The 22,436-nt window shown below is 55.4% G+C and carries 22 protein-coding genes; 6 read left to right on the plus strand and 16 right to left on the minus strand.

Features of this window, described 5'->3' with window-relative positions; all coding sequences use genetic code 11:
- Together B2P82_RS09485 and groES are read right to left on the minus strand one after the other, a co-directional pair.
- The coding region (locus B2P82_RS09485; protein ID WP_290496894.1) for a TCP-1/cpn60 chaperonin family protein at nucleotides 1–275 on the minus strand (275 nt) is incomplete at its 3' end.
- Nucleotides 276–330: 55 nt separating this feature from the next.
- Nucleotides 331–621 (minus strand): co-chaperone GroES, encoded by a 291-nt coding sequence (gene groES / locus B2P82_RS09490; protein ID WP_034811607.1) that lies wholly within the window; start codon nucleotides 619–621, stop codon nucleotides 331–333.
- A 404-nt stretch (nucleotides 622–1,025) separates the two neighbouring features.
- Here groES and B2P82_RS09495 point away from each other — a divergent pair, with 404 nt between their 5' ends.
- Together B2P82_RS09495 and B2P82_RS09500 are read left to right on the plus strand one after the other, a co-directional pair.
- On the plus strand, nucleotides 1,026–1,778 hold the full coding sequence (locus B2P82_RS09495) for a GGDEF domain-containing protein (RefSeq protein WP_290496826.1): 753 nt from the start codon (nucleotides 1,026–1,028) through the stop codon (nucleotides 1,776–1,778).
- A gap of 47 nt (nucleotides 1,779–1,825) precedes the next feature.
- Nucleotides 1,826–2,971 (plus strand): DUF3137 domain-containing protein, encoded by a 1,146-nt coding sequence (locus tag B2P82_RS09500; RefSeq protein WP_290496829.1) that lies wholly within the window; start codon nucleotides 1,826–1,828, stop codon nucleotides 2,969–2,971.
- Nucleotides 2,972–2,975: 4 nt separating this feature from the next.
- On the opposite strand, the gene B2P82_RS09505 is transcribed toward B2P82_RS09500, so the two are convergent.
- Genes B2P82_RS09505 through B2P82_RS09530 form a run of 6 tightly spaced genes read right to left on the minus strand, consistent with a single transcriptional unit; the run spans nucleotide 2,976 to nucleotide 9,182 of the window.
- Complete coding sequence (locus B2P82_RS09505) at nucleotides 2,976–3,920, minus strand: RDD family protein (protein ID WP_290496831.1); 945 nt, start codon at nucleotides 3,918–3,920, stop codon at nucleotides 2,976–2,978.
- Complete coding sequence (locus B2P82_RS09510) at nucleotides 3,917–4,918, minus strand: stage II sporulation protein M (protein WP_290496833.1); 1,002 nt, start codon at nucleotides 4,916–4,918, stop codon at nucleotides 3,917–3,919. Before B2P82_RS09510 ends, B2P82_RS09505 begins: the two co-directional genes overlap by 4 nt.
- Nucleotides 4,915–6,228 carry a DUF58 domain-containing protein gene (locus tag B2P82_RS09515; RefSeq protein WP_290496835.1) on the minus strand — a complete coding sequence of 438 codons (1,314 nt, stop codon included), beginning with the start codon at nucleotides 6,226–6,228 and terminating at the stop codon, nucleotides 4,915–4,917. Before B2P82_RS09515 ends, B2P82_RS09510 begins: the two co-directional genes overlap by 4 nt.
- Nucleotides 6,225–7,181 carry an AAA family ATPase gene (locus B2P82_RS09520; protein WP_290496837.1) on the minus strand — a complete coding sequence of 319 codons (957 nt, stop codon included), beginning with the start codon at nucleotides 7,179–7,181 and terminating at the stop codon, nucleotides 6,225–6,227. Before B2P82_RS09520 ends, B2P82_RS09515 begins: the two co-directional genes overlap by 4 nt.
- On the minus strand, nucleotides 7,168–8,394 hold the full coding sequence (locus B2P82_RS09525) for a DUF4350 domain-containing protein (protein WP_290496839.1): 1,227 nt from the start codon (nucleotides 8,392–8,394) through the stop codon (nucleotides 7,168–7,170). The genes B2P82_RS09520 and B2P82_RS09525 overlap by 14 nt, the downstream gene beginning before the upstream one ends.
- Nucleotides 8,391–9,182, minus strand: a complete 792-nt coding sequence (locus B2P82_RS09530; protein ID WP_290496841.1) for a hypothetical protein — start codon at nucleotides 9,180–9,182, stop codon at nucleotides 8,391–8,393. The genes B2P82_RS09525 and B2P82_RS09530 overlap by 4 nt, the downstream gene beginning before the upstream one ends.
- Nucleotides 9,183–9,326: 144 nt before the next feature.
- On the opposite strand from B2P82_RS09530, the gene msrC reads away from it, so the two are divergent.
- The gene (gene msrC, locus B2P82_RS09535) at nucleotides 9,327–9,794 is read left to right on the plus strand and encodes a free L-methionine (R)-S-oxide reductase MsrC (RefSeq protein WP_206990733.1); all 468 of its coding nucleotides are present in this window, start codon (nucleotides 9,327–9,329) and stop codon (nucleotides 9,792–9,794) included.
- On the opposite strand, the gene B2P82_RS09540 is transcribed toward msrC, so the two are convergent.
- The 6 genes from B2P82_RS09540 to B2P82_RS09565 all read right to left on the minus strand — a co-directional run bounded on the left by B2P82_RS09540 (nucleotide 9,759) and on the right by B2P82_RS09565 (nucleotide 17,033).
- A complete protein-coding gene (locus B2P82_RS09540; protein WP_290496845.1) occupies nucleotides 9,759–11,549 on the minus strand; it encodes a carboxylesterase/lipase family protein in 1,791 nt (596 codons plus the stop codon). The genes msrC and B2P82_RS09540 overlap by 36 nt on opposite strands.
- A gap of 68 nt (nucleotides 11,550–11,617) precedes the next feature.
- Entirely contained in the window at nucleotides 11,618–12,733 is a 1,116-nt protein-coding gene (locus tag B2P82_RS09545) for a cystathionine gamma-lyase (RefSeq protein WP_290496847.1), read from the minus strand.
- A 101-nt stretch (nucleotides 12,734–12,834) separates the two neighbouring features.
- Nucleotides 12,835–13,827, minus strand: a complete 993-nt coding sequence (locus B2P82_RS09550) for a glutathione S-transferase family protein (protein ID WP_290496849.1) — start codon at nucleotides 13,825–13,827, stop codon at nucleotides 12,835–12,837.
- Nucleotides 13,824–14,246, minus strand: coding sequence for a DUF1330 domain-containing protein (locus B2P82_RS09555; protein WP_206990729.1), 423 nt, complete (start codon nucleotides 14,244–14,246; stop codon nucleotides 13,824–13,826). The genes B2P82_RS09550 and B2P82_RS09555 overlap by 4 nt, the downstream gene beginning before the upstream one ends.
- A 10-nt stretch (nucleotides 14,247–14,256) precedes the next feature.
- Entirely contained in the window at nucleotides 14,257–14,817 is a 561-nt protein-coding gene (locus B2P82_RS09560; RefSeq protein WP_290496856.1) for an NUDIX hydrolase, read from the minus strand.
- Nucleotides 14,814–17,033, minus strand: coding sequence for a S9 family peptidase (locus tag B2P82_RS09565; protein WP_290496859.1), 2,220 nt, complete (start codon nucleotides 17,031–17,033; stop codon nucleotides 14,814–14,816). Before B2P82_RS09565 ends, B2P82_RS09560 begins: the two co-directional genes overlap by 4 nt.
- A gap of 169 nt (nucleotides 17,034–17,202) precedes the next feature.
- On the opposite strand from B2P82_RS09565, the gene B2P82_RS09570 reads away from it, so the two are divergent.
- The 3 genes from B2P82_RS09570 (at nucleotide 17,203) to B2P82_RS09580 (ending at nucleotide 20,821) form a co-directional block, all read left to right on the plus strand.
- Nucleotides 17,203–17,862, plus strand: coding sequence for a tetratricopeptide repeat protein (locus B2P82_RS09570; protein ID WP_206990726.1), 660 nt, complete (start codon nucleotides 17,203–17,205; stop codon nucleotides 17,860–17,862).
- A 149-nt stretch (nucleotides 17,863–18,011) separates the two neighbouring features.
- A complete protein-coding gene (gene ettA / locus B2P82_RS09575) occupies nucleotides 18,012–19,676 on the plus strand; it encodes an energy-dependent translational throttle protein EttA (protein WP_206990725.1) in 1,665 nt (554 codons plus the stop codon).
- Nucleotides 19,677–19,957: 281 nt separating this feature from the next.
- Nucleotides 19,958–20,821 carry a sulfotransferase family protein gene (locus tag B2P82_RS09580; RefSeq protein WP_290496863.1) on the plus strand — a complete coding sequence of 288 codons (864 nt, stop codon included), beginning with the start codon at nucleotides 19,958–19,960 and terminating at the stop codon, nucleotides 20,819–20,821.
- A 69-nt stretch (nucleotides 20,822–20,890) separates the two neighbouring features.
- Here the strand turns inward: B2P82_RS09580 and B2P82_RS09585 are convergent, their stop codons facing one another.
- Both B2P82_RS09585 and B2P82_RS09590 read right to left on the minus strand, forming a co-directional pair.
- Nucleotides 20,891–21,520 (minus strand): MlaC/ttg2D family ABC transporter substrate-binding protein, encoded by a 630-nt coding sequence (locus tag B2P82_RS09585; RefSeq protein WP_290496865.1) that lies wholly within the window; start codon nucleotides 21,518–21,520, stop codon nucleotides 20,891–20,893.
- A 35-nt stretch (nucleotides 21,521–21,555) separates the two neighbouring features.
- Nucleotides 21,556–22,311 carry an MlaA family lipoprotein gene (locus B2P82_RS09590; RefSeq protein WP_206990723.1) on the minus strand — a complete coding sequence of 252 codons (756 nt, stop codon included), beginning with the start codon at nucleotides 22,309–22,311 and terminating at the stop codon, nucleotides 21,556–21,558.
- Between the last annotated feature and the right edge of the window lie 125 nt (nucleotides 22,312–22,436).

The following is a 22,436-nucleotide window of genomic DNA, read 5'->3' on the forward strand; positions in this document are numbered from 1 at the left end:
GCGGTCGTGGTGCCGTCACCGGCAACGTCGTTGGCCTTGGAAGCCACTTCGCGCAGCATTTGTGCGCCCATGTTTTCCAGCTTGTCTTCAAGCTCGATCTCTTTTGCGACGGTGACGCCGTCCTTCGTGGTGCGCGGAGCGCCGAAGGATTTCTCGATGACGACGTTACGGCCTTTTGGACCGAGCGTGACTTTAACGGCGTTGGCAAGCGTATCGACGCCTTTCAGCATCCGTTCGCGGGCCTCTGCGCCGAAAACTACGTGTTTGGCTGACATTGTGGATTACCTCTGTTGAGAATTCTGTCTGATGAAAAAGCGAAAGTGTGGGGGCTTAGCCCTCCAGGACACCCATGATGTCGCTCTCTTTCATGATGAGCAGTTCTTCGCCATCGACGGTCACTTCCGTGCCGGACCATTTACCGAAGAGCACGCGATCACCAGCTTTGACGTCGAGCGCGACACGCTCGTTGTCGTCACCAATCGCACCAGCGCCGACGGCGACGATTTCGCCTTCCTGCGGCTTTTCCTTTGCGGTGTCGGGAATGATGATCCCGCCCTTGGTTTTCTCTTCTTCCTTGACGCGGCGCACGACGACACGGTCGTGCAGGGGACGAAGTTTCATTGGATTTAGCCCTCTTGTCTCTTTGACGAGTTCAATTGAAAACGGTCGTCAGCAAGCAAATGTCAGGGGGCTTTAGCACTCACCCGGCACGACTGCTAACGATGCTGCGGAGTTAAGAGCTGCGAACCACAGCGTCAACCGCGCCATTGCGAAATTTTTTGTAATTTCAGAACGCGAGAAAGGCTGTTGGACGGCTCGGGAACGACGGCTTCGGAGCGCTAACAATAAAAATTCAGCCAGTCCCATGCCTGATTGGGTGAGCATTGGCGCAACGTCAAGCCGTAGCGACCGGCTTGTCTGCTTGTTTCCAAAAGATGAATGGTCAGACGCTAAAATTCCTCAATCGATTGACGATAAAATATACTTCCTATGTCACAACCGCTACAGCAACCGGGAGTCGGGACGTGCAGGGTAAATTCGAAGATGTGGTCGAATCGCTGACCTTTTTCGCTTTTGTGGCGATTACGGCGCTTTGCCTATGCTTCACCTTTTCCGTCATTGTCTATTCAATGGGGTTCCCGTCTGATCCCCAGAATTTCATTGTCGCGAACCTTTTCATTGCGTCCTGTGTGGCCGTTCCGACGGCCGCAATTGCTGCCCAACACGAGTACAGAATGAGAATTTACCAGCGCACGCTGGAAGATATGGCCTCTACTGACGCACTGACGGGACTGCTAAACCGCAAGTTCTTCAAACAATTTGCCTGTGAAGAACTCGCGCGTATGAGCCGGACGGAGATGACATCGGCGGTGGCGTTGTTCGACATCGACTATTTCAAGGCGGTAAACGACCAGCATGGTCATGCAGCGGGCGACCGTGTGCTGCGAGAAATCGCGGCGGTCGCATATTCTGAACTTCGCGGTCCATTCGACCGACTTGGGCGCTGGGGCGGTGAAGAGTTTGTTGTCCTGCTCAGCAATGTCGATATGGAGAAGGCGCTTAGCGTCTGTGACCGTCTTCGTTCTTCCATTGAAGACCATATTGTCATCGTGGACGGACAACCGGTGAGTGTCACTGCGAGTTTCGGCCTGGCCATGTTACCGCCCAACTCGGATTTCGACGACATGCTCGAACAGGCGGACGGCGCGCTTTACGAGTCCAAGGCCAAGGGGCGCAATTGCGTCACGGCCGTCAAGGAACTTACGCTCGCGGCTTGATCCCAAATTGTCGGGTCCCTAAGCCTGATACCTGAGGGGGACTCAGTATGTCAGACATTAGTCCAAACAGGTTGAACGACGCTTTGACGCGCGCGCCATCCCTCGCGGCGTTATCGGGTCGTCGTACAGAGTTTGCTCAGGCTGAGCGTGTTTGGTCGGATGTACTTGAGCCCGAACTGTCCCGGCGGGAAGAGAGTCGGAAAGCCACAATACGTGCAGCGATAACGCGTTCAATTATCGGTGCTGGCATCCCGATCTTCATCATAATTCTGTTGATGATCTCTACGCTCGTGAGTGTTGATATCATCTCACCCGGACTCATATTTCTGGTCTTGGTGTCAGGCGCGATTGTGTCGGCGACCGCCTGGGTCAAGGTTTTTACAATGAAGTCGCAGACCAAGCAGTTGATCCTTTCAGCTGCCTGTGAACCGTTTGGCTTCACCTATGACACATTGCATCCAGACCTGTCCGGTATTGTCGATTTGAAGACGCTGGCTTCTCGGGCGAAGGAGTTGAATGCGGCCTATTCTGGCAAGATGAACTCGACAGTGAATACGCCGTTTGGCGCGATCAACATGAGTTCCACGAACGGTCCTGACGCGCCGACGCCAGCTTTTGAAATACTGAAAACTGTCAAATTGCTACCGGGTCACTCGCGTCTCAAATTCGAGGATCTGATTTCGGGTGAGCGTGCGGGGACTCGCTTTGCATTGGTTGAAGCCAAACTTGAAACCGGTGGCAAGAATAGCAAGACCGTATTTCAGGGCATACTGGTTCATGTCGAATACCCGGAGCGCTTTCTTGGTCGAACCGTGATCGCGCGGTCTGGATGGTGGAAGCGGGGCAGGTATTCGGGTGACCTGAAGAAAGTGGATCTGATTTCCCGCGAGCTCGAGGAAGCTTTTACCGTCTATTCGACAGACCAGGTGGAGGCCCGGGCGTTGTTGTCCCCAGACCGTATGGAGCGCCTGATCGCATTGGAGCGGCACTTTTCCGGGGGCAAGCTTCGCGGTGTGTTCGAAGATGGTCACATGACTCTGGCGCTGGAAGCGGAGGATCAGTTCGAAGCAGGTTCGATCTTCAAAACATTGGTGGATTCACGTCGCTATGCGTCTGCGCTGGTTGAATTGGGTCTCGTGTGTGACCTGATCGACGGCTTTCTGACCCGGGATTGGGTGCAGGGGCGTTTGTAGTCAGTCAGCGCACGTCGAATTTGTCGGTTTTGCGTTCGCCCAAAATCATGCGTTGTTCGAGTCGCCTTCGAAGGGTTGCGTAATAAGCTTCCAGAAAGGCGGTATCGGTCTCGCCCGGCTGCGCCTGCCATCCGATCTTTTGCCGAATGCGAAGCGCGACCTGCGCCTTCACGTCTTGCGTTGATTGGCGAAGGACATCTTCCAACACGTGCAATTCATGAATGCCATAAGCTTCCGCTTGTTGGGGTGTGAAGGCAAATCGCTCATGTGTGGTAGTTTTGGCCGACGACGAGATATCGCCCATCAGCTTGGTTTTGGGAGTCTTGATTACCCATGTGCCGGCAATCAGGTCGCCAACGCGCATCTTGTCCTTGTTGAAGATTGGGAAGAGCAGGAAGATGCCGGACCAGACCAAGCCAAGCAGGGCTATCCAGCTGGTCACTTGATCCCCGTCCATCATAAGGAACTGAAAGGGTAGACCGATTTCGATTTCACGAATGAAATTCCGGGCTAGAACCGAGTTCGCAGTCAGACGCCCGCCATTGCGAGAGGTGACCCGGATGCCAAGGGCGCGCTTGCCGGGCGTGGCGGCCTTCGTACCGAGCTCGAAGAAGATGTAGTAGAAATTTCGGACGAAGAAGAAAAAGACAATCCAAACCGCCCAAGCGATATTGGCACTCTCGCGGTCCATGGCCCCCATTGCAAAATAGAGCCCCAAAGCGGTCGCGATTACGATGGCCCATTGTATTGCAACATCGATCAAAAACGCGCCTGCACGCTCGGATGCATTAGCCAGTTTAAGCTGTATCGCGGCACCTTCCGGCGTAACCAGTTGCCGTACAAGTTTCGACTGACGTTCTTGCTCTTGCATGCGGGCGCGGCGACGGCGCGCAGCTTCAACATTCGCAAGGTTCACGGTGCCTGGTGCCGGAGGAACGGTAGAGCTCATACGGTGTCCGTTCGTCTTGGCAGATAAAAATATGCGCACCACAATCCGAGAATGCTCAGAGCGATCGTATAGCGGATCGCGTCACTATTGATCATCTGCCGCCCGAAGCCTTCTAGCAAAGCCGCGACGATCAGCATGATGACGCATCCCATTGCAATCGTGGCGGCTCTTTGCCCGGCATGGCGCGCCGAGTTCAACCTGGTCATCTGGCCGGGGAAAGCGACTGCGCCCCCAATCACGAAGCCCGCTGCTCCTGCCAGTATGATGGCAAACAACTCGGTTGTTCCGTGGATCAACAGCCAACCGGTAAATTCGTAGCCAAGCCCCTTGTCCCAGAATACGGCATGAAGTGAGCCCATCATGACGCCGTTGTACACGAGCAGCCATGCGGTGGGGATACCAAATGCAAACCCAAGTGCGAAAGCAAACAGAGCAACCCGGGCATTGTTGTTGAACAGGAAACTCGCAAAGGAGGTCAGCTGGCCGTCGCCGAGATCTCCTTCGTCGGTATAGATTGTGGAACGCAGATAGTCGACGGACGCATCCGGGTTGCGCCCGTCCCAGAAGTTCTGGCCATGAAAAGTCCAGAACCATTCCATGTCCTGCATGCACAGAAAGAATGCGAGCGCCCATCCGCCAAACAGGAACAGAGCTGCCAGCAGAGTTGGCCCGATGGCCGAGGAGACACAGGCAGGCCAGTCGCTTCGCAGGAAATCCATCATGCGCTCGCCGATGGAGGTCCGGGCGCCGTAGACGAAGAAATAGGCCCGTGTGCAGAGGCTTTCGAGGTAGGCGATTACATTTTGGTCGAGCGAAATGGAGCGCGCCACCGACAAGGAAGAAACCGCCTGCCTATATAGACGAGGCAAAGCTGTCATATCGTCATCGCTGAGCGCTTTCACGCCGGAGTTTTCAGCTCGTGTCAGGATCAGGTCCAGCTTGCGCCAATCGGACTCACGTTCTTCGCGGAAGCGGTAAGATTTGAGAAGGTCGCTCACAGCATGTCCCTCTGTTTGATCTGAAGATACCGGGAGATCAGCTCCGCGCCGAATTGTTCCGGTCTCGTCTCAATCACTTGTACGCCCATGCGCTGAAGCCGAAGCAGGACGGTGTCGCGTTCAGCCATGAGCGTGTCTGCAATCACGGCGCGGGTCACAGATTCCGTTGAACTTGGCGGCGCATCTATCATTTCTGCGAGCGATTCATCCTCGAATGTGGCAAACATCACGAGATGCCGATCAGTCAGGCGCTTCACATTTTCGAGCATAAGCTCGGCTGATATCGTGTCGACGAAGTCAGAGAAAATGATGATGAGGCTGCGTCGCTCAAGCTTGCTCGCGAGCGAGGAGAGTGCCAGCGTGAAATTGGCCTCCTCAGCGGAGTAGTCCAGTTGAGCCGCCAGATCCTGAGCTTTTGTGAAACTGCGTTGACCAGACATGAACCCGCTCATGAAACCGGGCTTGGCATCAAAGCCATAGATCATGGCGCGGTCGCCGCTGCGAAGAGACACAAAGGACAGGAGTAGTCCGGCATTGATGGCGCGATCAATCTTGGGCACGCCGCCAAGCGGCTCGCTCATCAATCGCCCCGTATCAAAAGCGAAGACGATATTATGGTTGCGTTCAGTTCGAAATTCCTTGGCAAGCAGGTTGCGGTGGCGTGCAGAGTGTTTCCAGTCGATCGCGCGTCGATCCATGCCGGTCGTGAACTCGCGCAAAGCATCGAATTCGCTGCCATCGCCGCGCTCGATCTGCATCTTCACGCCGAATTCCGCATCACGAGAATAGATACGGATAGCTTCGTCTTTCACCCAGCGGATATTGGGTGTGATCGGAATATCTCTATCCAGCACGGTAGTGTGTTGTTTTTGTATCAGCCCGAGCGGACCTTTCCAGCGGCTCCAAAGTTTGACCAGCCTGGCGAGACCCCGTCGTGTTGGCGTGAGCGGCAACGAGTATGACCGGGCCCGGTCCTGCCAGCCTCTTAATCCTGCGGGTGGAATGGTCTGCAGGAAAGCGTTCACTTCCAATAACACCTCTATTCGTCTGGGAAGCGGACCTCGCGCGAACCGCAGCGTCAGGTTCGCTGGATCAGACCCGCCGACATAAAGCAGTGCCGGCGCGTCTACGTCTGCCTCATAGGCTCGCAGGGATGCGGCCAAGACGGCATCCGCAAAGATCAGGCTGGCGATGCCGCCGACCCAGCCAGCGGATATTACCCAGAGTTCAGGACGCAGCAGAGCTATAGCTACCATGAGCGGCACGCCGAGCAGCATCAGGAAGATGGCGCGAGGTGTGGGTGAAATCACCGCGGTGCGGCCGTCTGTTCGATGATAGCTGAAAGAGTTTCGTCGGTCGTCTTGCCTTCGATTTCTGCGGCGGGGGATAACAAAACGCGGTGGCGGAGTGCTGGCAGGGCCAGCAATTTCACGTCGTCTGGAATAACAAAGTCTCGGCCGTCGAGCGCGGCGCGGGCACGGGCCGCAGTGGCCAGCGCGGCAGCGGCGCGCGGCGAAGCGCCAGTTTCCAGGGCCGGGGTTGTCCGGGTCGCGCGAATAATATCCACGATGTAGGCAATGATATCGTCCTGCAGCCGGGCTTCAGCAACCGAATTGACAGCTTCACTGAGTTCTTCTGCCGAGACAACGGGCTCGATGCCGAACGCTGCTGCGGTTCTCATGCCCGTGCGTGTGCCATGCTTGGACACAATTGCGAGCTCTTCTTCACGACTTGGATAGTCCAGCGTGTGCTTGAATAGAAAGCGGTCCAGCTGCGCTTCCGGCAGGGGATATGTGCCTTGCTGTTCGATAGGGTTCTGGGTCGCGATCACCGTGAACCGGTCATTCAACGGGTAGGTGTCGCCATCAATCGTCACCTTGCGTTCCTGCATGGCCTCTAGCAGCGCGGCTTGTGTTTTCGGAGGTGTTCGATTGATCTCGTCCGCCAAAAGGAGATCTGTGAAAATTGGACCCTTGGTGAGGGCAAACTGATTGGTTTGAAAGTTGAACAGGTTCGTGCCGAGAACATCTCCCGGCATCAGGTCGGGTGTGAACTGAATGCGACCGAAGTCGAGTGAAATCGATCTCGCAAAGCATTGCGCCAGTAGGGTCTTGGCTGTTCCCGGTGGGCCTTCAAGAAGGACGTGCCCTGACGAGAATATCGCAGTCAGAAGAACATCAACCGTTGTGTCCTGTCCCACGACTGCCTTGCGCACTTCGTTGCGGATCCGGTCCGCCAGCGCCTTGATGTCATTCACGTTCATTCATGGATCTCCCGATAATTCCCTTGCGCCAGCGAAACAGCTCGCGCGCCTTGTTCATGAGGTCTTCACGGCTGGTGGCAGGACCGCGCAGTCCCGACGCCATGTCTGTGAAGTGTTTGCCGGACTCTTCTTCCGGGCCAAGCCGGTCGAACAGGGCGGTGAGTTGGGTTTCATTCAATGTCTTCGGAGCGCCTATATCCCGGGATACACGACGGCGGATCATGTGGAGATATGCGGGTGCTATACGAGTCTCCCGGCGCGCCATCGTAATCAAGCCTGCGGAGTTGTCAGCCAGCGCCTGTTTTCCAAGCGCAATGGCGCGTCCTTCCTTCACAGGTGGCCCAAATCGTATGAGCGCGGCCCAGCCCAGCAGGAAAGCGGCCGCCAACGCAGTCAACGTCGCGCCGATAAAAGGGATGTCGAAAATCATCTGCAGCAGATTCTCGGACCGAACGAAACCATGGAGAGTCGCATCAAATACAATGGGCTCGTCGTAGTCATTACGAAGAAAGTCGATCATCTGAGTCGCAAAGCGAGCGTTCTCAAACTGCGACAAACCGAAAGTGTTGATCATGTCGGGGTCGGACAGAACATACATGTCCGCATCGGGCGCCCAGGCGAGCAGGATCCCATCCTGTGTCTCAACAATCGGCGTAAGCGAGTCTCCGCGTAGCACTTGCATCTTCACGTCTGGTTTAAGCGCGATTGATCCGAAGGGGGTTGAGGTTTCACTTGGCACATCGATACGTCCGATTTCCGCATCGATAGCTATCGTCTCCAGTAAGTCGTTCAGGACGCGCGCATTCATGAAGCGCGTATCCTTTTGATGGGTCTTGTTAAGAGGATCAGTCATGCCGGTCCATTTCGGCAGGACGAGCAAAGTAGTCCGCTGTGGCTCGAAGTCTTCGAGCGCCTTTGCTGCACCCCATTGGGGGAGTGTTAAGACGAGTAGGCCCCAATCACTGTCTTCAAGCGTGCGCTCCAGCCGGGAGACTTCCGCCGGATAGCCTTGTTCCTGAAGGAGTTGCACGAAGCCATTATAACCGAGCGCCGAGGTTGAGAACGGGTGCGCACCGGCCACATTCCGGTCCCGCAATTCGGGTGCCCAGCCTGCGAGCACCATGATTGCCCCAAAGGAAAAAAGCGCCACTGCCAGCAATATGCCGACGATCTTGCCACTGAACGGGGAGTCGACGTGAGAACGATCCTTCATGTCCACTGCTCCCCAAATGCGAAGTCTTCGTAGGAAGCCCGCGCCGTATGCCAGCCGCTTTCGTCGACATCCCGGCCGCCAAAGAAGCTACGTTCGACGATGGCGATGATCGGGCTGAGGGCGGTCCGCGCGCGATCTGGCAGGAAGCCAAGCTTGCCGATCTCACGTGCCGTGAGTGAGCGAGGCACTCCAATCTCGATGCGCGTCTGAATGTCCTCGATTGACCGGAACAAGAGTAAGTGCACGGCCTCTGCGAATTTTCCTGCGCGGGCCAGCGCATCGGCCTCTTCCAGTAGAGAGCGGGCGACGGATTCTTCCGGGCGGAAGTCCGGGATGACATCGTCGCCCACTTTGTCGGCTTTGCTGCCAACTTTGCCAAACCGGATACGCAGCGCCTCTCCGAAAAGGAAGTACAACACGCCCAAAATCAAGGCGGCGATAGCTACATAGAAAATGAGCGTTAGAAGCGGGCCCAAATGACTAAGGAACTCAAACAATCCTCGTAGCCAGTTAGGCGGAGGAGAGGGCGGATCGAACTCGACAGGATCGGCTTCCGGTCGTTCGAGCTGGAGGGTCGATTTTCTAAGATAGTCCCGATGCGCCTGTTCAAGTGTTTCAATGTCTGTTTCGGGATGGTGGGTGACCTCGCCCCAATCATTCGAGTCGGGAATCTCGATTGGGGCGTCCAACGTGAGGTCGTCATAGTCGTCGCCTGTCTGCGCCCCCGCAGGGACGGTGAGACAGGCTGCGATCAGCAAGGCGGCGCTTAGGCGTCCCGTCAGGCTCAATGACTGTCTCCCTCATGGCAGCGGCCCCGTCCACCGCCTTGACTGCTCCGACTATTTCAGAGGTTGGTGTCAGCTTCAACGCCCTATTGCGAAGTGCCTGCATCCAGCCGATATAGCCCGCTCAAGGCACAGATGAGGCAGAATATGGACAGGGCAGAACGCTACAAGGAATTGAAGGCGGAAATTGATAGCGTTGTTGCGGGAGAAACATCGATCACTGCGCGTTATGCGACAGCGTCCTGTATCCTGTCACAGGCCTTTTCACCCCGCTTCTTCTGGACGGGATTCTACATGGTTGACCCCTTGAAGGAGTCCGAACTGGTTGTTGGGCCGTATCAAGGCACGCTTGGTTGTCTGCGCATCCCCTTTGGCAAAGGGGTCTGCGGGCATGTGGCGGCGACGCGCGCGCCGATTATTGTTCCGGATGTTCATGAATTTCCCGGGCACATCGCGTGCGACTCAGCGAGCAATTCTGAAGTTGTCGTTCCGGTGTTCGACGCAAATGGCGATCTCGCTGCCGTACTGGATGTCGACTCGACAGAACTGAATGCTTTTGACGCTGTCGACCAGGCGGGCCTAGTCGCTATTTGCGAAACGCTCCTCACCGCCTAGCCCGGCGGCAGTCGATAGAAGTGCGGTATTCTCGATCAGCTCAAACGGTGTTTTTGATCGCTTGATCGCGTCGATCCGCAAATTGAGATGGTCTTCCAGTATGTCGAGTTTGCGCGCGCGAAGGCCGCTGATGCGTTTGATTTCATGGTCCAATTCCAGCCAGATATCGGCGTCCGGATCATAAGCTGGCCACTCAGGCAGGTCTTTGCCATTGGGGTCACCTGTCTTGGCAAAATTGGTCCAGTACGAAATCATTCTGTCAGTCAGGATTTCATCGTCATCAGCTGCCGGAAGGAAGCCGTTGTGGCTATCGAAGACAAACGCGATCTCGGCCCCGTGATATGCACCGAGCGTTTGAGACTTTCCTGGCGGCGTCCGGCTGAATTGGTAGAGCCAGGTTGGCTGGCCAGCAGCTACATTGGCTTTGGCCAGAAAACGCGTATGGACGCCGAACAAGTCATCGCCCAGCATTTTTTCGGCGCCCCGATCCCACGTTTCCAAGGATGTCATGCCATAGAGGGCTTGCAGCGCTTTCGATGAGTTCACACCAAACACGCCTTCCAGCATCGCTTCGCGTTGTGTGATGGAACCAGAGATGTTCGCCAGCAGGGCTGTCGGCGATTTGCGCCGACTGTAAAATAGAGTGCCTTCGTCAGCATTATAGCCTGCAAGGACTGGAACCCGATTGGCGCCACCGTCCCGAATAGCTTCGCCGATTGGCACGGGCAGGACGTTACCATCCACTGTCGGCAAGAAGTACTTGACCAAATCCTGCCTCAACAGAACACGGTCGATGATCGCCCCCGACGGGATGGCGCGAAGCCGGTCTGCGGTAGCGGTGCCATCGGCCAGCGATGAAAGGAACTCGACACCGACTTCTTCGGAGCTTTGCACATTGGGCAATGGCGAGTGGGACAGGTGAAGCGCATTGTAACTGCTGACGCCACTCTGCAAGATGGCCTTGTCATACAGGCCGTCAGCAAGAGGCGTTGCCATCAGCTCACTGACAGATTGCGCGCCTGCGCTTTCGCCAAATATGGTGACATTGTTTGGATTGCCGCCGAAGCGCGCAATATTCATTTGAACCCAGCGGAGTGCTGCAACTTGGTCCAACAGGCCGTAATTGCCGGATGTTCCGGCTTCTTCGGTCAGGGCAGGGTGTGCCATGTAGCCGAATGGTCCGAGCCGGTAGTTGATTGTGACCAGAACGACGCCTTTATCCACAAGGCCATTTGCCTGGTAATATGGCGCCGAACCCGCCCCAGCCTGATGAGAGCCGCCGTGAATCCATACCATTACCGGCTGTAGCCGAGGCTTGCCGCGATTTGCCGTTCGGACATTCAGGAACAGGCAGTCCTCAGCTTCAGCGGGCTCAGGCTGGGCAGCGAGGTATTGCCTGGCGGCCAATCGTTTCCACCAGGGCAAGCCGTTACCATCGATGATACGGTCGACAACCTCATTCATATGTCCGCGGGGTTGCAGGCATTGCGGGCCGAATCCCCTCGCATCCCGGGTAATGGCGCCCCATTGCGGCGGGGAAGTTGGCGCTGACCAACGACGGGCGCTGGCATAGGGAATCCCGTTGAAAACCTGGATTTCCGGATTGTCTGGATCAACACCGCCCTGGATCTCGCCTTGATCGATCCGCAGGGGCTCAGTCAACGCCATAGGCGGCTCAGGCTGGTTCAGACGGAACCAGCCCCAAGCGCCAAAGCCCAGCAGGGCGAAGAAAAGGACTATACTCAGTCGCTTCATGAAACGAGACCCCTGCTCGTTGAGAGCAAACGCTATACCACTTGTCCGTGAAAGTCACTTCCCCAGCATCAAACCGGACTGATATCTCGTAAAGCATTTTCCGTAGCTTTTACAAGGTCTTCACTGGGCTCTATTCCGCACGCTAAGCGGACGAATCCGTCGGCGACGTGGTCTCCCCAGCGGACTCGGCACTCAGCAGAGGTGTGAACACCTCCAAAGCTCGTGGCGGGCACTATTAGTGGATTGTTATCAATAAACTTTTCTGCGCTTGCGCGATCTTTTAACGTGAAGCTCACGATTGGACCAAAGTCTCGCATCTGGCGAGACGCAACTGCGTGGCTCGCGTCTCGCGGGAGACCGGGATACCGGACGGTCTGCACAGAGGGGTGCGAAAATAGGTGATTTGCCAGAATTAGAGCATTCTGGTTTGCCCGCGAAACGCGCAATTCCAGGGTCTCAAGCCCGCGATGCAGCAGATACGCGTCGAACGGGCTTACCGTGGCGCCGCCCAAACGACGGTAGCCACGCACCTGATTCATCAGGGATGTGTCCCGACTTGCTACATGTCCGCAGAGAACATCTGAATGGCCTGCCATGGCCTTGGTGTCAGCCATCACGACCATATCCGCCCCAAGATCGAGAGGTTGCTGGCACAGGGGTGTTGCAGTCGTGTTATCAGCCACCAGCAAGGCTCCGGCTGATTTTGCCCGATCAGCCACAGCCGCGATGTCGCAAACTTCGAGGCCCGGATTTGACGGTGTTTCAATCATTACGAGCCGGCAGCCCGACAGGTCAGCATCCGCCATCTGGGCGGTAGGACAAGTCTCGACGGTTATGCCCCGGGGTGCGAAGTGTTCATTCAACAGGGCTCGAACATTGTAGTAGCCGTCTGCATGCACCAAAACCTTGTCTCCCGGGCGCAGCACTGTGTGAAACATTGCGGCGATAGCGGCCATGCCGGATGGGAACAGCACCGTCTCGGCATTTTCCAGAATGCCTATCTCCGCTTCGACGCTTTCGACTGTGGGATTTCCATTGCGCGCATAGAAATGGCTGCCGTCCGGATCTCCTGGCAACAGGAATGTCGTACTCGCCATGATAGGAAGCGATACCGGTGCACCCTTGGAAAGGTTGCGGGCGCGGTGGTGCAGCAATTGTGAGATGGGAGACGGTTTCTTCGTCACGGATAATATGCCTCGCAGTGGGATTAGCGCTGACTCTGCGTTGAGCCGAGCCACAAGAAAACAGAATATTGTTCTTCAGGCACAGTCTTGTACCCGAGTTGCTAAACGTTTGTTGAAAGGATGCTTGCGTTTGGTCCAATCCACTCAGCAAGTTTGTCTCGCGAGACAACATCCAGATCTTTCCAGGCATCGCCCAAGGTTTGCAGGCATCTTGCCTGATACTTGAATACGCCCTGTTCATAGCGCCCGCGCTCTATTTCAAGCGAAAAACTGTCTGATCCGGAATTGAGCGCATCAAGATTGGCTTTCAGGAATGGCAAATAGGTTTCCCCTGCTATTGCGAGAAGGTCGTGTACAACCGGGCTGATACTATCAGACCAGCTACCTTCGACACCGCTCGCATCATCGGCGTGATCAATCCAGCGATACAAGTACGGTGTGTCCGCTCGCAGCCAGGTCATGGGAGTGGGGTCAACACTCATGACTTTCAACTGACCGTAAAAGCCAAGATCCGCGAGCGAAATGCGATCTCCGAACAAGAAGCGTGTTGGCCCGGTTGCCATCGCCTCCAGAACTTTGCAGATGCGCTTCCAGCTGGCCTCTATCAGAGGGGCAGTCTGGGGTGTGCAGCCAACAAGAGCCATGCGGCTGATTTGCCGTTCACGGATGGTGGCAGCGGCTTCTTCCACGCCAAGGCGACTTGTGTTGGGAAGCGTGTCATAGATCAGCCAATTGGCGCACCATTCCGCATCCAGGTCATATGCCCATCTGTAATGGAACATGGCTTTCATGAACCATTCGTCGGCCATGTCCTCAAGCAACAGGCAGGCAAACCGGGCCACCGGATCGGGTGGCAAGAGGTCTCGGCCTTCGCCTTCGAGTGACAGCAAGAAGGGGGTTGAATCATTCACCCAGCTGCCGTCAGGCTGGCGGATGACAGGGATCACGGGTGCCCGCACATTTGGCATGACGCTTTGTCGGTCGTCGGCTGTCATACCGGTCCAGGTATGGACAAGGCGTTTGGCCCGCAGGGCGGCGCGCACTTTCATGGAATAGGGCGAGCCGAGCGCGCCAAAGATTTCGTAGCGGCTCACAGCTTTCTCCCGTTTATCCAAGTGGGACGGGTCACGATCAATTCCTGGCAAAGCAGGCCTGCCTCGCGATGGCGAGACATGGATTTGTAGTCCGGATGGTTGAGCGTAGCGATGAAAGCCTGTCGATCTGGGAACTGGTTGACCAGCACGCCATCCCAATCGCCCTGACCGATGAAATAGCGTTCGGTCGATGCAAGGAGCAATGTGGAGCCGCCGACCTTTTTTGCCGCGAAAGTGAAGGCTTCGGAGTAACGAATATAGGCGTCTTCCCCGCTGATCTCTTCCCCAAATTCGGGGTCATCCGGCTGATACTCAGCTTTAACTCGAAACTTCAGCAAATTTACCTGGGTAATGGGGCCATCGTTCGGGTCGTCACGAAACGCCCTGAATTGGTCGGCAGTAGGCTGGAAGGCAGGCATGGGCATTTCCTCACGGTCGTTTTTCGGGATGTTTCCCGAAATACCGCTCGGTGTAAAACAGTGCCGCCGCGTGAAGGCCGTGTTGAGTCTCGAATGCTTCGTATTCCAGGAAGTCTTTGTAAGGCATCTCGACGACCTCGATTTCCTCGTTTGCGTCAAGAGACTGAGCATCTGTCTTCTGGCAGCCCGTGGCCAAAAAATAATGAAGCTGATTATTCTGGGTTGCCGGGTTCGGATAACAGGTGCCAACGGGGATCAACTCGCGCGCCGTGTAGCCGGTCTCCTCGCGTAATTCCCGCCGGGCTGCTATTTCCGGATCGGATTCTCCGGGATCCAGGACGCCGCCGGGTACGCCCAAGAGGACGATCTCGCCGGCGTGCCGATACTCGCGGACCAGCACAATATTGCCTTCGTCAGTAATCGGGATAATCGTGGCCCAATCTGTGAATTCCAACACATGATAGGCGGGCACTACATGGCCGTCTTCACGTTGGCAGACATCCGTGCGCACCGAAAGGAAGTCGTCTTTGTAAGTTTGACGGCTTTCCAGGACTTTCCAGGGTTTGATCATTCTGATGGTCTCTTCAGTTTGCGGTCCAAAAAGGCCATACGCGTTTGCATCAGGTGGCGTTGCAGCGCTTCTCCCCGAATGCCGTGGCGTTGGCCCGGATAGGTCATCAATTCAAACGGTTTGCCCAATTCCTGAAGTCTGGCCATCAGTCGTGTGGCATTGTCGAAGGTGACGTTGTCATCTGCCATGCCGTGAATGAGGAGGAGGGGGGTCGAAAGCGCGTCGAGGTTTGGAAAAACACTGGAGGCTTCATAGCCGCCTGGGTTGTTTTGTGGTGTCCCCATATACCGCTCCGTGTAGAATGTATCATAGAGGCTCCAGTCTGTAACCGCAGCTCCCGCGACAGCGCACGCGAATGTATCGGCTGGCGCTTGCAGAATGGTCATCAGTGTCATGTATCCGCCATAGGACCAGCCCTGAATGGCAATTCTGCCGGGATCGACAAATGGTTGTGTCTTGAGCCAGTCCACGCCCATCATCTGGTCGCTGACCTCATGCAGGCCCGTGCGGTGATGGATCACATCCTCAAACTTCTTGCCGCGATTCCAGCTGCCTCGATTATCGAGCCTGAAGATGAGGTATCCCTGACGGGCGAGATATTGATCTGACAGACTCCCCCAACTGCGCGTGACAGTTTGGACATGTGGCCCGCCATACACTTCCACAATAACCGAGTAGCATTTCCTAGCATCGAAACCGGGCGGTTTCAGTAGGGAATAGTGTAGAATCTGACCGTCATCGGCGGACAGGACTCCGAACTCTGGTGTGACGTGATCCGGCAGAAAGGAGTGATATGGATGGTCTGCGTCGAGCGCATTCTCCGAAATCCAGGAAATCAAACTGCCGTCAGAAGCATACAGACCCGTTTGAGGGGGGTGGTTTGGGGATGATGATGTTCCGACAAAGGATCGCCCGTCTGGCGCCATGGCAATGGACCATGTTTGGCCTATGGAGGTGATGCGCTCGACCTCTGGAGGAGTTGCTGAGCCAGAAGTTGCTGGCTTGGCGCGATAGAGGTGGCATTCAAGCGAAGTATCCAGAAACCCTGTGAAGAGTATTTCGGACATGTCGGCTTTTACATGCTGCAGCTTGTCGACAGCCCAGTCACCGCCAATCAGTTGTCTGGGGTGGGTTGTCGAAGGCGGTAACAAACTGATTTGGCGGTAACCACGAGATTCTTCCGTGAGAACAATGCCTGTATCCCCCAAGCTCACGAAATCTGAAGAAAGATTGATCCAATTGGGTTGCTCATCAAGCTGAGCGACGGTGGCTTCATAAAGGCGCAACCCTTTCTCGGAATGCTTGAAGGCCATGAATTGGACCATTTCGAGCTGTGTCTGAGCCCGATTGACGCGCTGGACGTAGAGGCTGCTCTCAGTCCAATTGACCCGCGCGAGATATTGGTCGGTTGCATGTCCCCAGTCGTTGCGCCGCCATCCAATCTCCGTGACAATGCCGGTTTCCACCTCCAGAACGAATAGGTCCACAATGGCGTTGGGGCGACCCGCGCGAGGATAGCGCTGCTCAATAACGGCAACATTTTCTGCGGCGATATCAAAGCGTGGAACGATGTCCACGGATGTCTCATCCACACGCGTATAGGCGATGTACTTATCGTCCGGGCTCCACCAATATCCGGTGTATCGGCTCATCTCTTCCTGTGCGACAAATTCGGCGACGCCATACGACAGTGATTTTGACGGCTCGGCCGGGGGAGAGGCGCGTTTCTCGTCGCCCGTCGCAAGATCAACTATCCAGAGCGCCCCGTCGCGAATGAAGCTGGCATACGTGCCTTTGGGTGAAATGCGCGCATCATAGTCAAAGGCATAGGTATCGGTTAGTTGCCGAACTTGCGGACTGTCTTCAGTAAGGGTGACCAAGTGCAGGTTTCCCCCTAGTGGGACGAGTATCGTCGTGGCTGTACCCCATGAGTAGTCAAGGATGCCTGTTCTCCCCGCAATTCGCTTGCGCTCGCGTAGGGCTATTTCTTCCTCTGAGAGAACGATTGCTTCTGGTTCAAGCAATAGGGAATCCACAAGGAGGGACGGCGCGCCTGTCTTAACGTCGAATTGCCAGAGATCGTGTCTTTGCTGGTCGTCGGGCCGAGGCTTGAGGAAGGTCACCCGCGCAGCATCGGGAGAGTACTTGATGCCCAGTGTTGCTTGGCCAGTTAGGGAAGGCGACGCAAAGAGGCGATCCAGGGTCAATTCTGTCATGGATGGATAGTGTCCTGAGGAAAGTTCGTTGAGATTGATCGAAGTGTGCCCTGAGTATTCGTGCTCGCCACTCATGCATGCAGATTCAGTGACTATCGGACAGCTAACCAATCGCCAAAACTAAACACTTGTTTCAACTTTTGTGAGGCAAAAACTGCCAAAAGTCGCTATGCAAGTAGTGGTTTATGCATATCGTGCACTTATGGCGGAAGGGGATGTTCTGTTCGAACAAGCGGTCGCCTTGCTACTCGATAGCGAGGGCGGAGAGAGCTTGATGAAATCCGCGGCGTTGATGCGCCGGGCTGCGGATTCCGGACATGCTGCGGCTGCCAACAATTTCGGCGCAATGCTACATCACGGGCGGGGCGTCCATCAGGACTTTGCCGCTGCCAGAGCATATTACGCACAGGCTGCGGAGGCTGACCTGCCACCCGCATTGTTCAATCTGGGGTTCATGAAGTTACGAGGCCTTGGTGGCGAACGTAACGAGACGGATGCGCGCCGTTTGTTTGAGCAGGCCGCGCATATGGGCGAAGTGAACGCGATGACATACCTCGGCGTGATGATGATGACCGGCGCTGGTGGCCCTAAAGAGTTCAAAACCGCGCAATCGTGGTGGGACAAGGGCGCAGAGCTCGGCGACAATCGCTGCGCATTCAATCTCGGAATTGCTCATGCTGGTGGGCATGGCCAGGACCAGCCCGACTTTGTCGAAGCTTGGCGCTGGTTCAGTCGGGCTCAGGATATGGGAAATCAAAGTGCTGAAACCGAGCTTGAGCGTCTCGCAAGTGTGCTGACCGACGACGAGCGCAAACGCATCGAAGGCTAATCGACAATTTGGTAGAAGAGGAGGTTTCTGGCTGAGCGAGGTTTGCCAGAGATGTTTCTCAGAACAGGTTGCGCTTACCCGCTTGATTTTCGGCCACGTCCGCGTAACTGAGGCGACATATTCCCCCAAAGTTTCAGGAGACGCTTTCAATGGCCGGTCCCCAAATCGTATTCCAAATGCAAGGCCTGACCAAGGCATATGCCGGTGGCAAGAAGGTGTTCGAGAACATTCACCTGAATTTCCTGCCGGATGCCAAGATCGGTGTCGTCGGTGTCAACGGGTCTGGTAAGTCCACGCTGCTGCGTATCATGGCGGGTGAAGACAAGGACTTTCAAGGCGAAGCCTGGGCGGCCGAGGGCGTGAAAGTCGGTTACCTGCCGCAGGAGCCGAAACTCGACCCCAAACTTAGCGTGTTCGACAATGTCGCTTCAAAATGCCCTGAAAAGCAGATGCTGGACGAGTTCAACACCATTTCAGAAAAGCTTGGCGAAGACTATTCCGACGAGTTGATGGAGCAGATGACGGCGCTGCAGGAGAAGATCGATGCGGCTGACGCATGGGACATCGACTCCAAGATTTCGATGGCGATGAACGCGCTGCGCTGCCCCGATGATGACGCCGATGTGGAAAGCCTGTCCGGCGGCGAGGTTCGCCGTGTCGCGATCTGCCAGCTGCTTCTTTCAAAGCCCGACATGATCCTGATGGATGAACCGACCAACCACCTCGATGCCGAAACCGTCGCGTGGCTGCAAAATTATCTGATCAACTTCCCGGGCTGTGTGATCCTCGTGACCCACGACCGATACTTCCTTGATGATATTACCAGCTGGATCCTCGAACTCGACCGTGGCCGCGGTGTTCCCTTCCAGGGCAACTATTCCGGCTGGGTTGAGCAAAAGGCCAAGCGGATGGAGCAGGAGGCGCGTGAAGAGTCCGGTCGCAAGCGCACCCTAGCGAAGGAACTTGAGTGGGTTCGTTCTGGTCAGAAGGCGCGTCAGGCAAAATCCAAGGCGCGTATCAACGCCTATGAGGAAATGGCATCGCAGGCTGAGCGCGAGAAGGTCATGACCGCACAAATCCGGATTCCCCCCGGCCCGCGCCTTGGTGGAGTCGTTCTGGAGGCGGAAGGGTTGCGAAAGGCATTCGGCGACAATCTCCTGATCGAAAATCTGGACTTCAAATTGCCCCCTGGTGGTATTGTTGGTGTCATCGGCCCGAATGGTGCGGGTAAATCGACTTTGTTCAAGATGATCCTTGAGCAGGAGAAGCCAGACCAGGGTAGCCTGCGCATCGGTGATACGGTGAAGATTGGCTATGTTGACCAGAGCCGCGACAAACTCGATTCCGACAAGAATGTCTGGGAGGAAATCTCCGGGGGGACGGATGTCATTGACCTGGGAGGAGTTGAGGTTATGTCGCGCGCATATGTTGGCGCGTTCAACTTCAAGGGCACAGATCAACAGAAAAAAGTCGGGCTCCTGTCTGGTGGTGAGCGTAATCGTGTCCATCTCGCCAAGATGCTCAAAGGTAGCCACAATTTGCTTCTGCTAGATGAACCGACCAACGATCTCGACGTGGAAACCTTGCAGGCGCTCGAAGAAGGTCTCGACAATTTCCCCGGCTGCGCGGTGATCATTTCGCACGATCGCTGGTTCCTGGACCGTATGGCAACGCACATTCTCGCATTCGAGGGCGATTCCCATGTTGAATGGTTCGAAGGCGACTTTTCTTCCTACCTTGAAGACAAGAAGCGCCGCTTAGGTGAGGATGCCGTCAATCCCAAGCGTCTGAAGTTCAAGAAATTTGCCCGCTGATTGGCAAGATTTTCGGCCCGCTGGAAGTCGGGCCGTACTTGTTGGCCCAAACTAAAAATGAATTGTCATCGCATTACTGATGAGCGTTTGCTTTGCGGGTAGTGAGAAGTGTGATCGAATTTTGGTATAAATTCGAATTTTGTTAACATTGGTTAACGAAATGCTTGCGCATTGTCATTCCTTTGCCGATAAGAGGCTCACCCTTTGAAGGGTGGGGACAGAATGTGCGTATATGCTCGAATTGGGCATTTGTGCCCATGACAATGCGGGAATGTTCGACGATGATCCAGACCGGCGAACCAGGGGACAAGACTGCGGCTGACGCAATCGTCATTGGGGCGATGCGAGCTGGCACGACCGCCCTGTACCGAGTATTCCTTGAAAGCGGTCTAGTGGCCGTGCCGGAATGCAAGGAAACCGACTTTTATCTGTCCAAAGAAAATTTTGCGCGAGGCCTCGGCTGGTATCGCAAACAGTTTGGCAATTCGGACCTTCCTTGGGTGGATTTTTGTCCGAACTATACAAAGCGGGACATGTTTCCAGGCGCACCAGCGCGGACCTATGAAAATGCTCCGAACTCGAAGCTGATCTTTATCGCCCGGGATCCCGTTGCGCGGGCCGAGTCCCAATACAAGCATACATTCATGCATTCAGCATCTCTCGCTGAGCCGGCTGATGTGTTCGACACACATGAGGGTGAGCACATACTTATGGTTAGCAAATATGCTTACCAGTTGGAGCCCTACTTTGAGTATTGGTCTAAAGACGACATTTTAATCGTAGATTTCAACGATCTGCTTGCCAACTCTTCCTCCGTGCTCAGGCGGATCGCAGAGCATATCGGTCTGGCACCTTCGGCCGTCGAACATTTGAGCAATCTGCCCGAGGCAAATTCGGGAGAGGAAATTCGCAAAATGCCTCGTTGGTGGGGGCAAATGCGAGATACAGGTATAGGGAGATACGTCCGTTCGCGCACGCCGCGAGTCCTCATCGACTCCCTGCGCGCAGCGGTCAAAACGAGGAAACCCGTCGAAGTTCCAGAATTCGACGACAGGATTCGTTCTAATCTGGCGCAGAAGCTGAAAACTGATGCGAGTCGCTTTCGGGAGCTGACTGGAAAACCGTTCCGCAGCTGGAGCGTGTAAGCCACACGTAAAAAAGCCCCCAACCAGCCGTCTGGTGGGGGCTATTGATCTTTGGCTGATTTCAGACGACTAGCTTCGCTTCTCGGTTTCCAGCTTCCGCTTCATGCTTTCGATCTTGTCAATCAAGGCCTCGGCCGAGCCGTTCGAGCGGTCTAGCAAAGCGAGGAATTGGGCGCGCTGTTCGATTGCGAGCCAGATCAAATTACCGTCCAGATTCAGGGCAACGTCTACGACCTGATACTTGCCGTCGCGGGTCAGAACGCGCCACCGCACATCCATGTCTTTGCCGTCCTGACGCTTAATGACCGTGTTGACGATCGAATCGGTCGCAGATCGATCCACCGAATCCTTTACGATCACGGCTTCTCCGCGATAGGCGTCGAGTTCATTCTCATAAACTGCGAGTGCATACTCCCGAAAAACTTTCCGGTAGCGAGCTAACTCATCTTCGCTGAAGCGGCGTGCATACTTGCCAATGGCAAAGTTGGACACCGCAGTCATGTCGGTGAACTCATCCATGTAAGTATTGAATTTTTCTGTGCGCTCTTCTGAGTCCAGGGACGGATCGTTCAGCGATGCCAATACGTCACTGGCATTCTCCTGAACATAGGATTCTGTCTTTGCGTCTGCCCGGCTGGTTGGGGCAAGCATCAATACTGCAGCGCCAGCCAATGCAAAATATCGGTAGTAGCGTTTCACATTTCGCTCCTGTTGGTGGTCATCACGCCCCGGACCTACTCTTCAAATTCGTCAAAATCAGGGAGATCCTCGTAAGCATCTTCCTCGTCTATGCGACCATTACGTATTTCTGCCTGACGCTGGGATGAATAAAGTCTCCGCAAAGCGATGTAGGGCTCTGGCTGAGCATTCAGTTGCTCCAGCGCATCATCGAGGGCGACGCGGGCATTCAGCCCTCCGAGAATTCCACGACCCATTTCGATGTGATCGTCGAGGTCGGGATTGTTATCGAACTCTGTCCAGACAAGCGGATCTAGCGCACGATCCACACCGCTACCGAACAGGTCACGCGGCGTTGTTGGACCCATGAGGGGCAGGATCAGGAAGGGGCCGCTGTCGACACCCCACACAGCAAGGGTTTGTCCAAAATCCTCATTGTGCTTCTCAATACCGGTATACTCAGCAACGTCCCAAAGTCCGGCGATACCCAGCGTCGAGTTCAGAAAAAATCGAGCAAATGTTTCGCTAGCGCGATCACTCTCGCCCTGCAGGACATCGTTCACAAAGATCACTGGAGACTTCAAGTTGTGAAGGAAGTCGCTCAGTCGGTCGCGACCGTACTCGGGGGTCACCGTCTCATACACGTCTGCTGCGGGGCCGAGCGCATACTTGTCTACGCCACTATTGAAGGCGAACATCTGACGGTTGAAGCCTTCGTAAGGATCGGGAACGGTGCCGGATTCAAGGTTTTGTGTGGACGCACAGGCTCCTAGCCCCATGGCAAGAACCGCAGCAAAGAGTCGCTGTGTCATGTGTGGATAACCCCGTTGTGGAAGCCGGTAGATGGTAGTTAAGCGCTGGCGCTTCAACTCTCAATCTCTACCGAAACACGCATAGGTGATATTTCTGTAAAGCTGTGTTGCAAAAACATATAAAT

The organism is Hyphomonas sp. UBA4494, from assembly GCF_002388935.1.
Taxonomy (GTDB): domain Bacteria; phylum Pseudomonadota; class Alphaproteobacteria; order Caulobacterales; family Hyphomonadaceae; genus Hyphomonas.

What these genes read in the sequence shown, in the direction of transcription:
- B2P82_RS09565 (WP_290496859.1), bottom strand. Translation starts at nt 17,033, where the DNA reads ATGACAGAATTGACCCTGGATCGCCTCTTTGCGTCGCCTTCCCTAACT.
- B2P82_RS09540 (WP_290496845.1), bottom strand. Translation starts at nt 11,549, where the DNA reads ATGAAGCGACTGAGTATAGTCCTTTTCTTCGCCCTGCTGGGCTTTGGC.
- B2P82_RS09520 (WP_290496837.1), bottom strand. Translation starts at nt 7,181, where the DNA reads ATGAACGTGAATGACATCAAGGCGCTGGCGGACCGGATCCGCAACGAA.
- B2P82_RS09560 (WP_290496856.1), bottom strand. Translation starts at nt 14,817, where the DNA reads ATGATCAAACCCTGGAAAGTCCTGGAAAGCCGTCAAACTTACAAAGAC.
- B2P82_RS09580 (WP_290496863.1), top strand. Translation starts at nt 19,958, where the DNA reads ATGATCCAGACCGGCGAACCAGGGGACAAGACTGCGGCTGACGCAATC.
- groES (WP_034811607.1), bottom strand. Translation starts at nt 621, where the DNA reads ATGAAACTTCGTCCCCTGCACGACCGTGTCGTCGTGCGCCGCGTCAAG.
- B2P82_RS09590 (WP_206990723.1), bottom strand. Translation starts at nt 22,311, where the DNA reads ATGACACAGCGACTCTTTGCTGCGGTTCTTGCCATGGGGCTAGGAGCC.
- B2P82_RS09500 (WP_290496829.1), top strand. Translation starts at nt 1,826, where the DNA reads ATGTCAGACATTAGTCCAAACAGGTTGAACGACGCTTTGACGCGCGCG.
- B2P82_RS09505 (WP_290496831.1), bottom strand. Translation starts at nt 3,920, where the DNA reads ATGAGCTCTACCGTTCCTCCGGCACCAGGCACCGTGAACCTTGCGAAT.
- B2P82_RS09525 (WP_290496839.1), bottom strand. Translation starts at nt 8,394, where the DNA reads ATGAAGGATCGTTCTCACGTCGACTCCCCGTTCAGTGGCAAGATCGTC.
- B2P82_RS09570 (WP_206990726.1), top strand. Translation starts at nt 17,203, where the DNA reads ATGCAAGTAGTGGTTTATGCATATCGTGCACTTATGGCGGAAGGGGAT.
- ettA (WP_206990725.1), top strand. Translation starts at nt 18,012, where the DNA reads ATGGCCGGTCCCCAAATCGTATTCCAAATGCAAGGCCTGACCAAGGCA.
- B2P82_RS09555 (WP_206990729.1), bottom strand. Translation starts at nt 14,246, where the DNA reads ATGCCTGCCTTCCAGCCTACTGCCGACCAATTCAGGGCGTTTCGTGAC.
- msrC (WP_206990733.1), top strand. Translation starts at nt 9,327, where the DNA reads ATGGACAGGGCAGAACGCTACAAGGAATTGAAGGCGGAAATTGATAGC.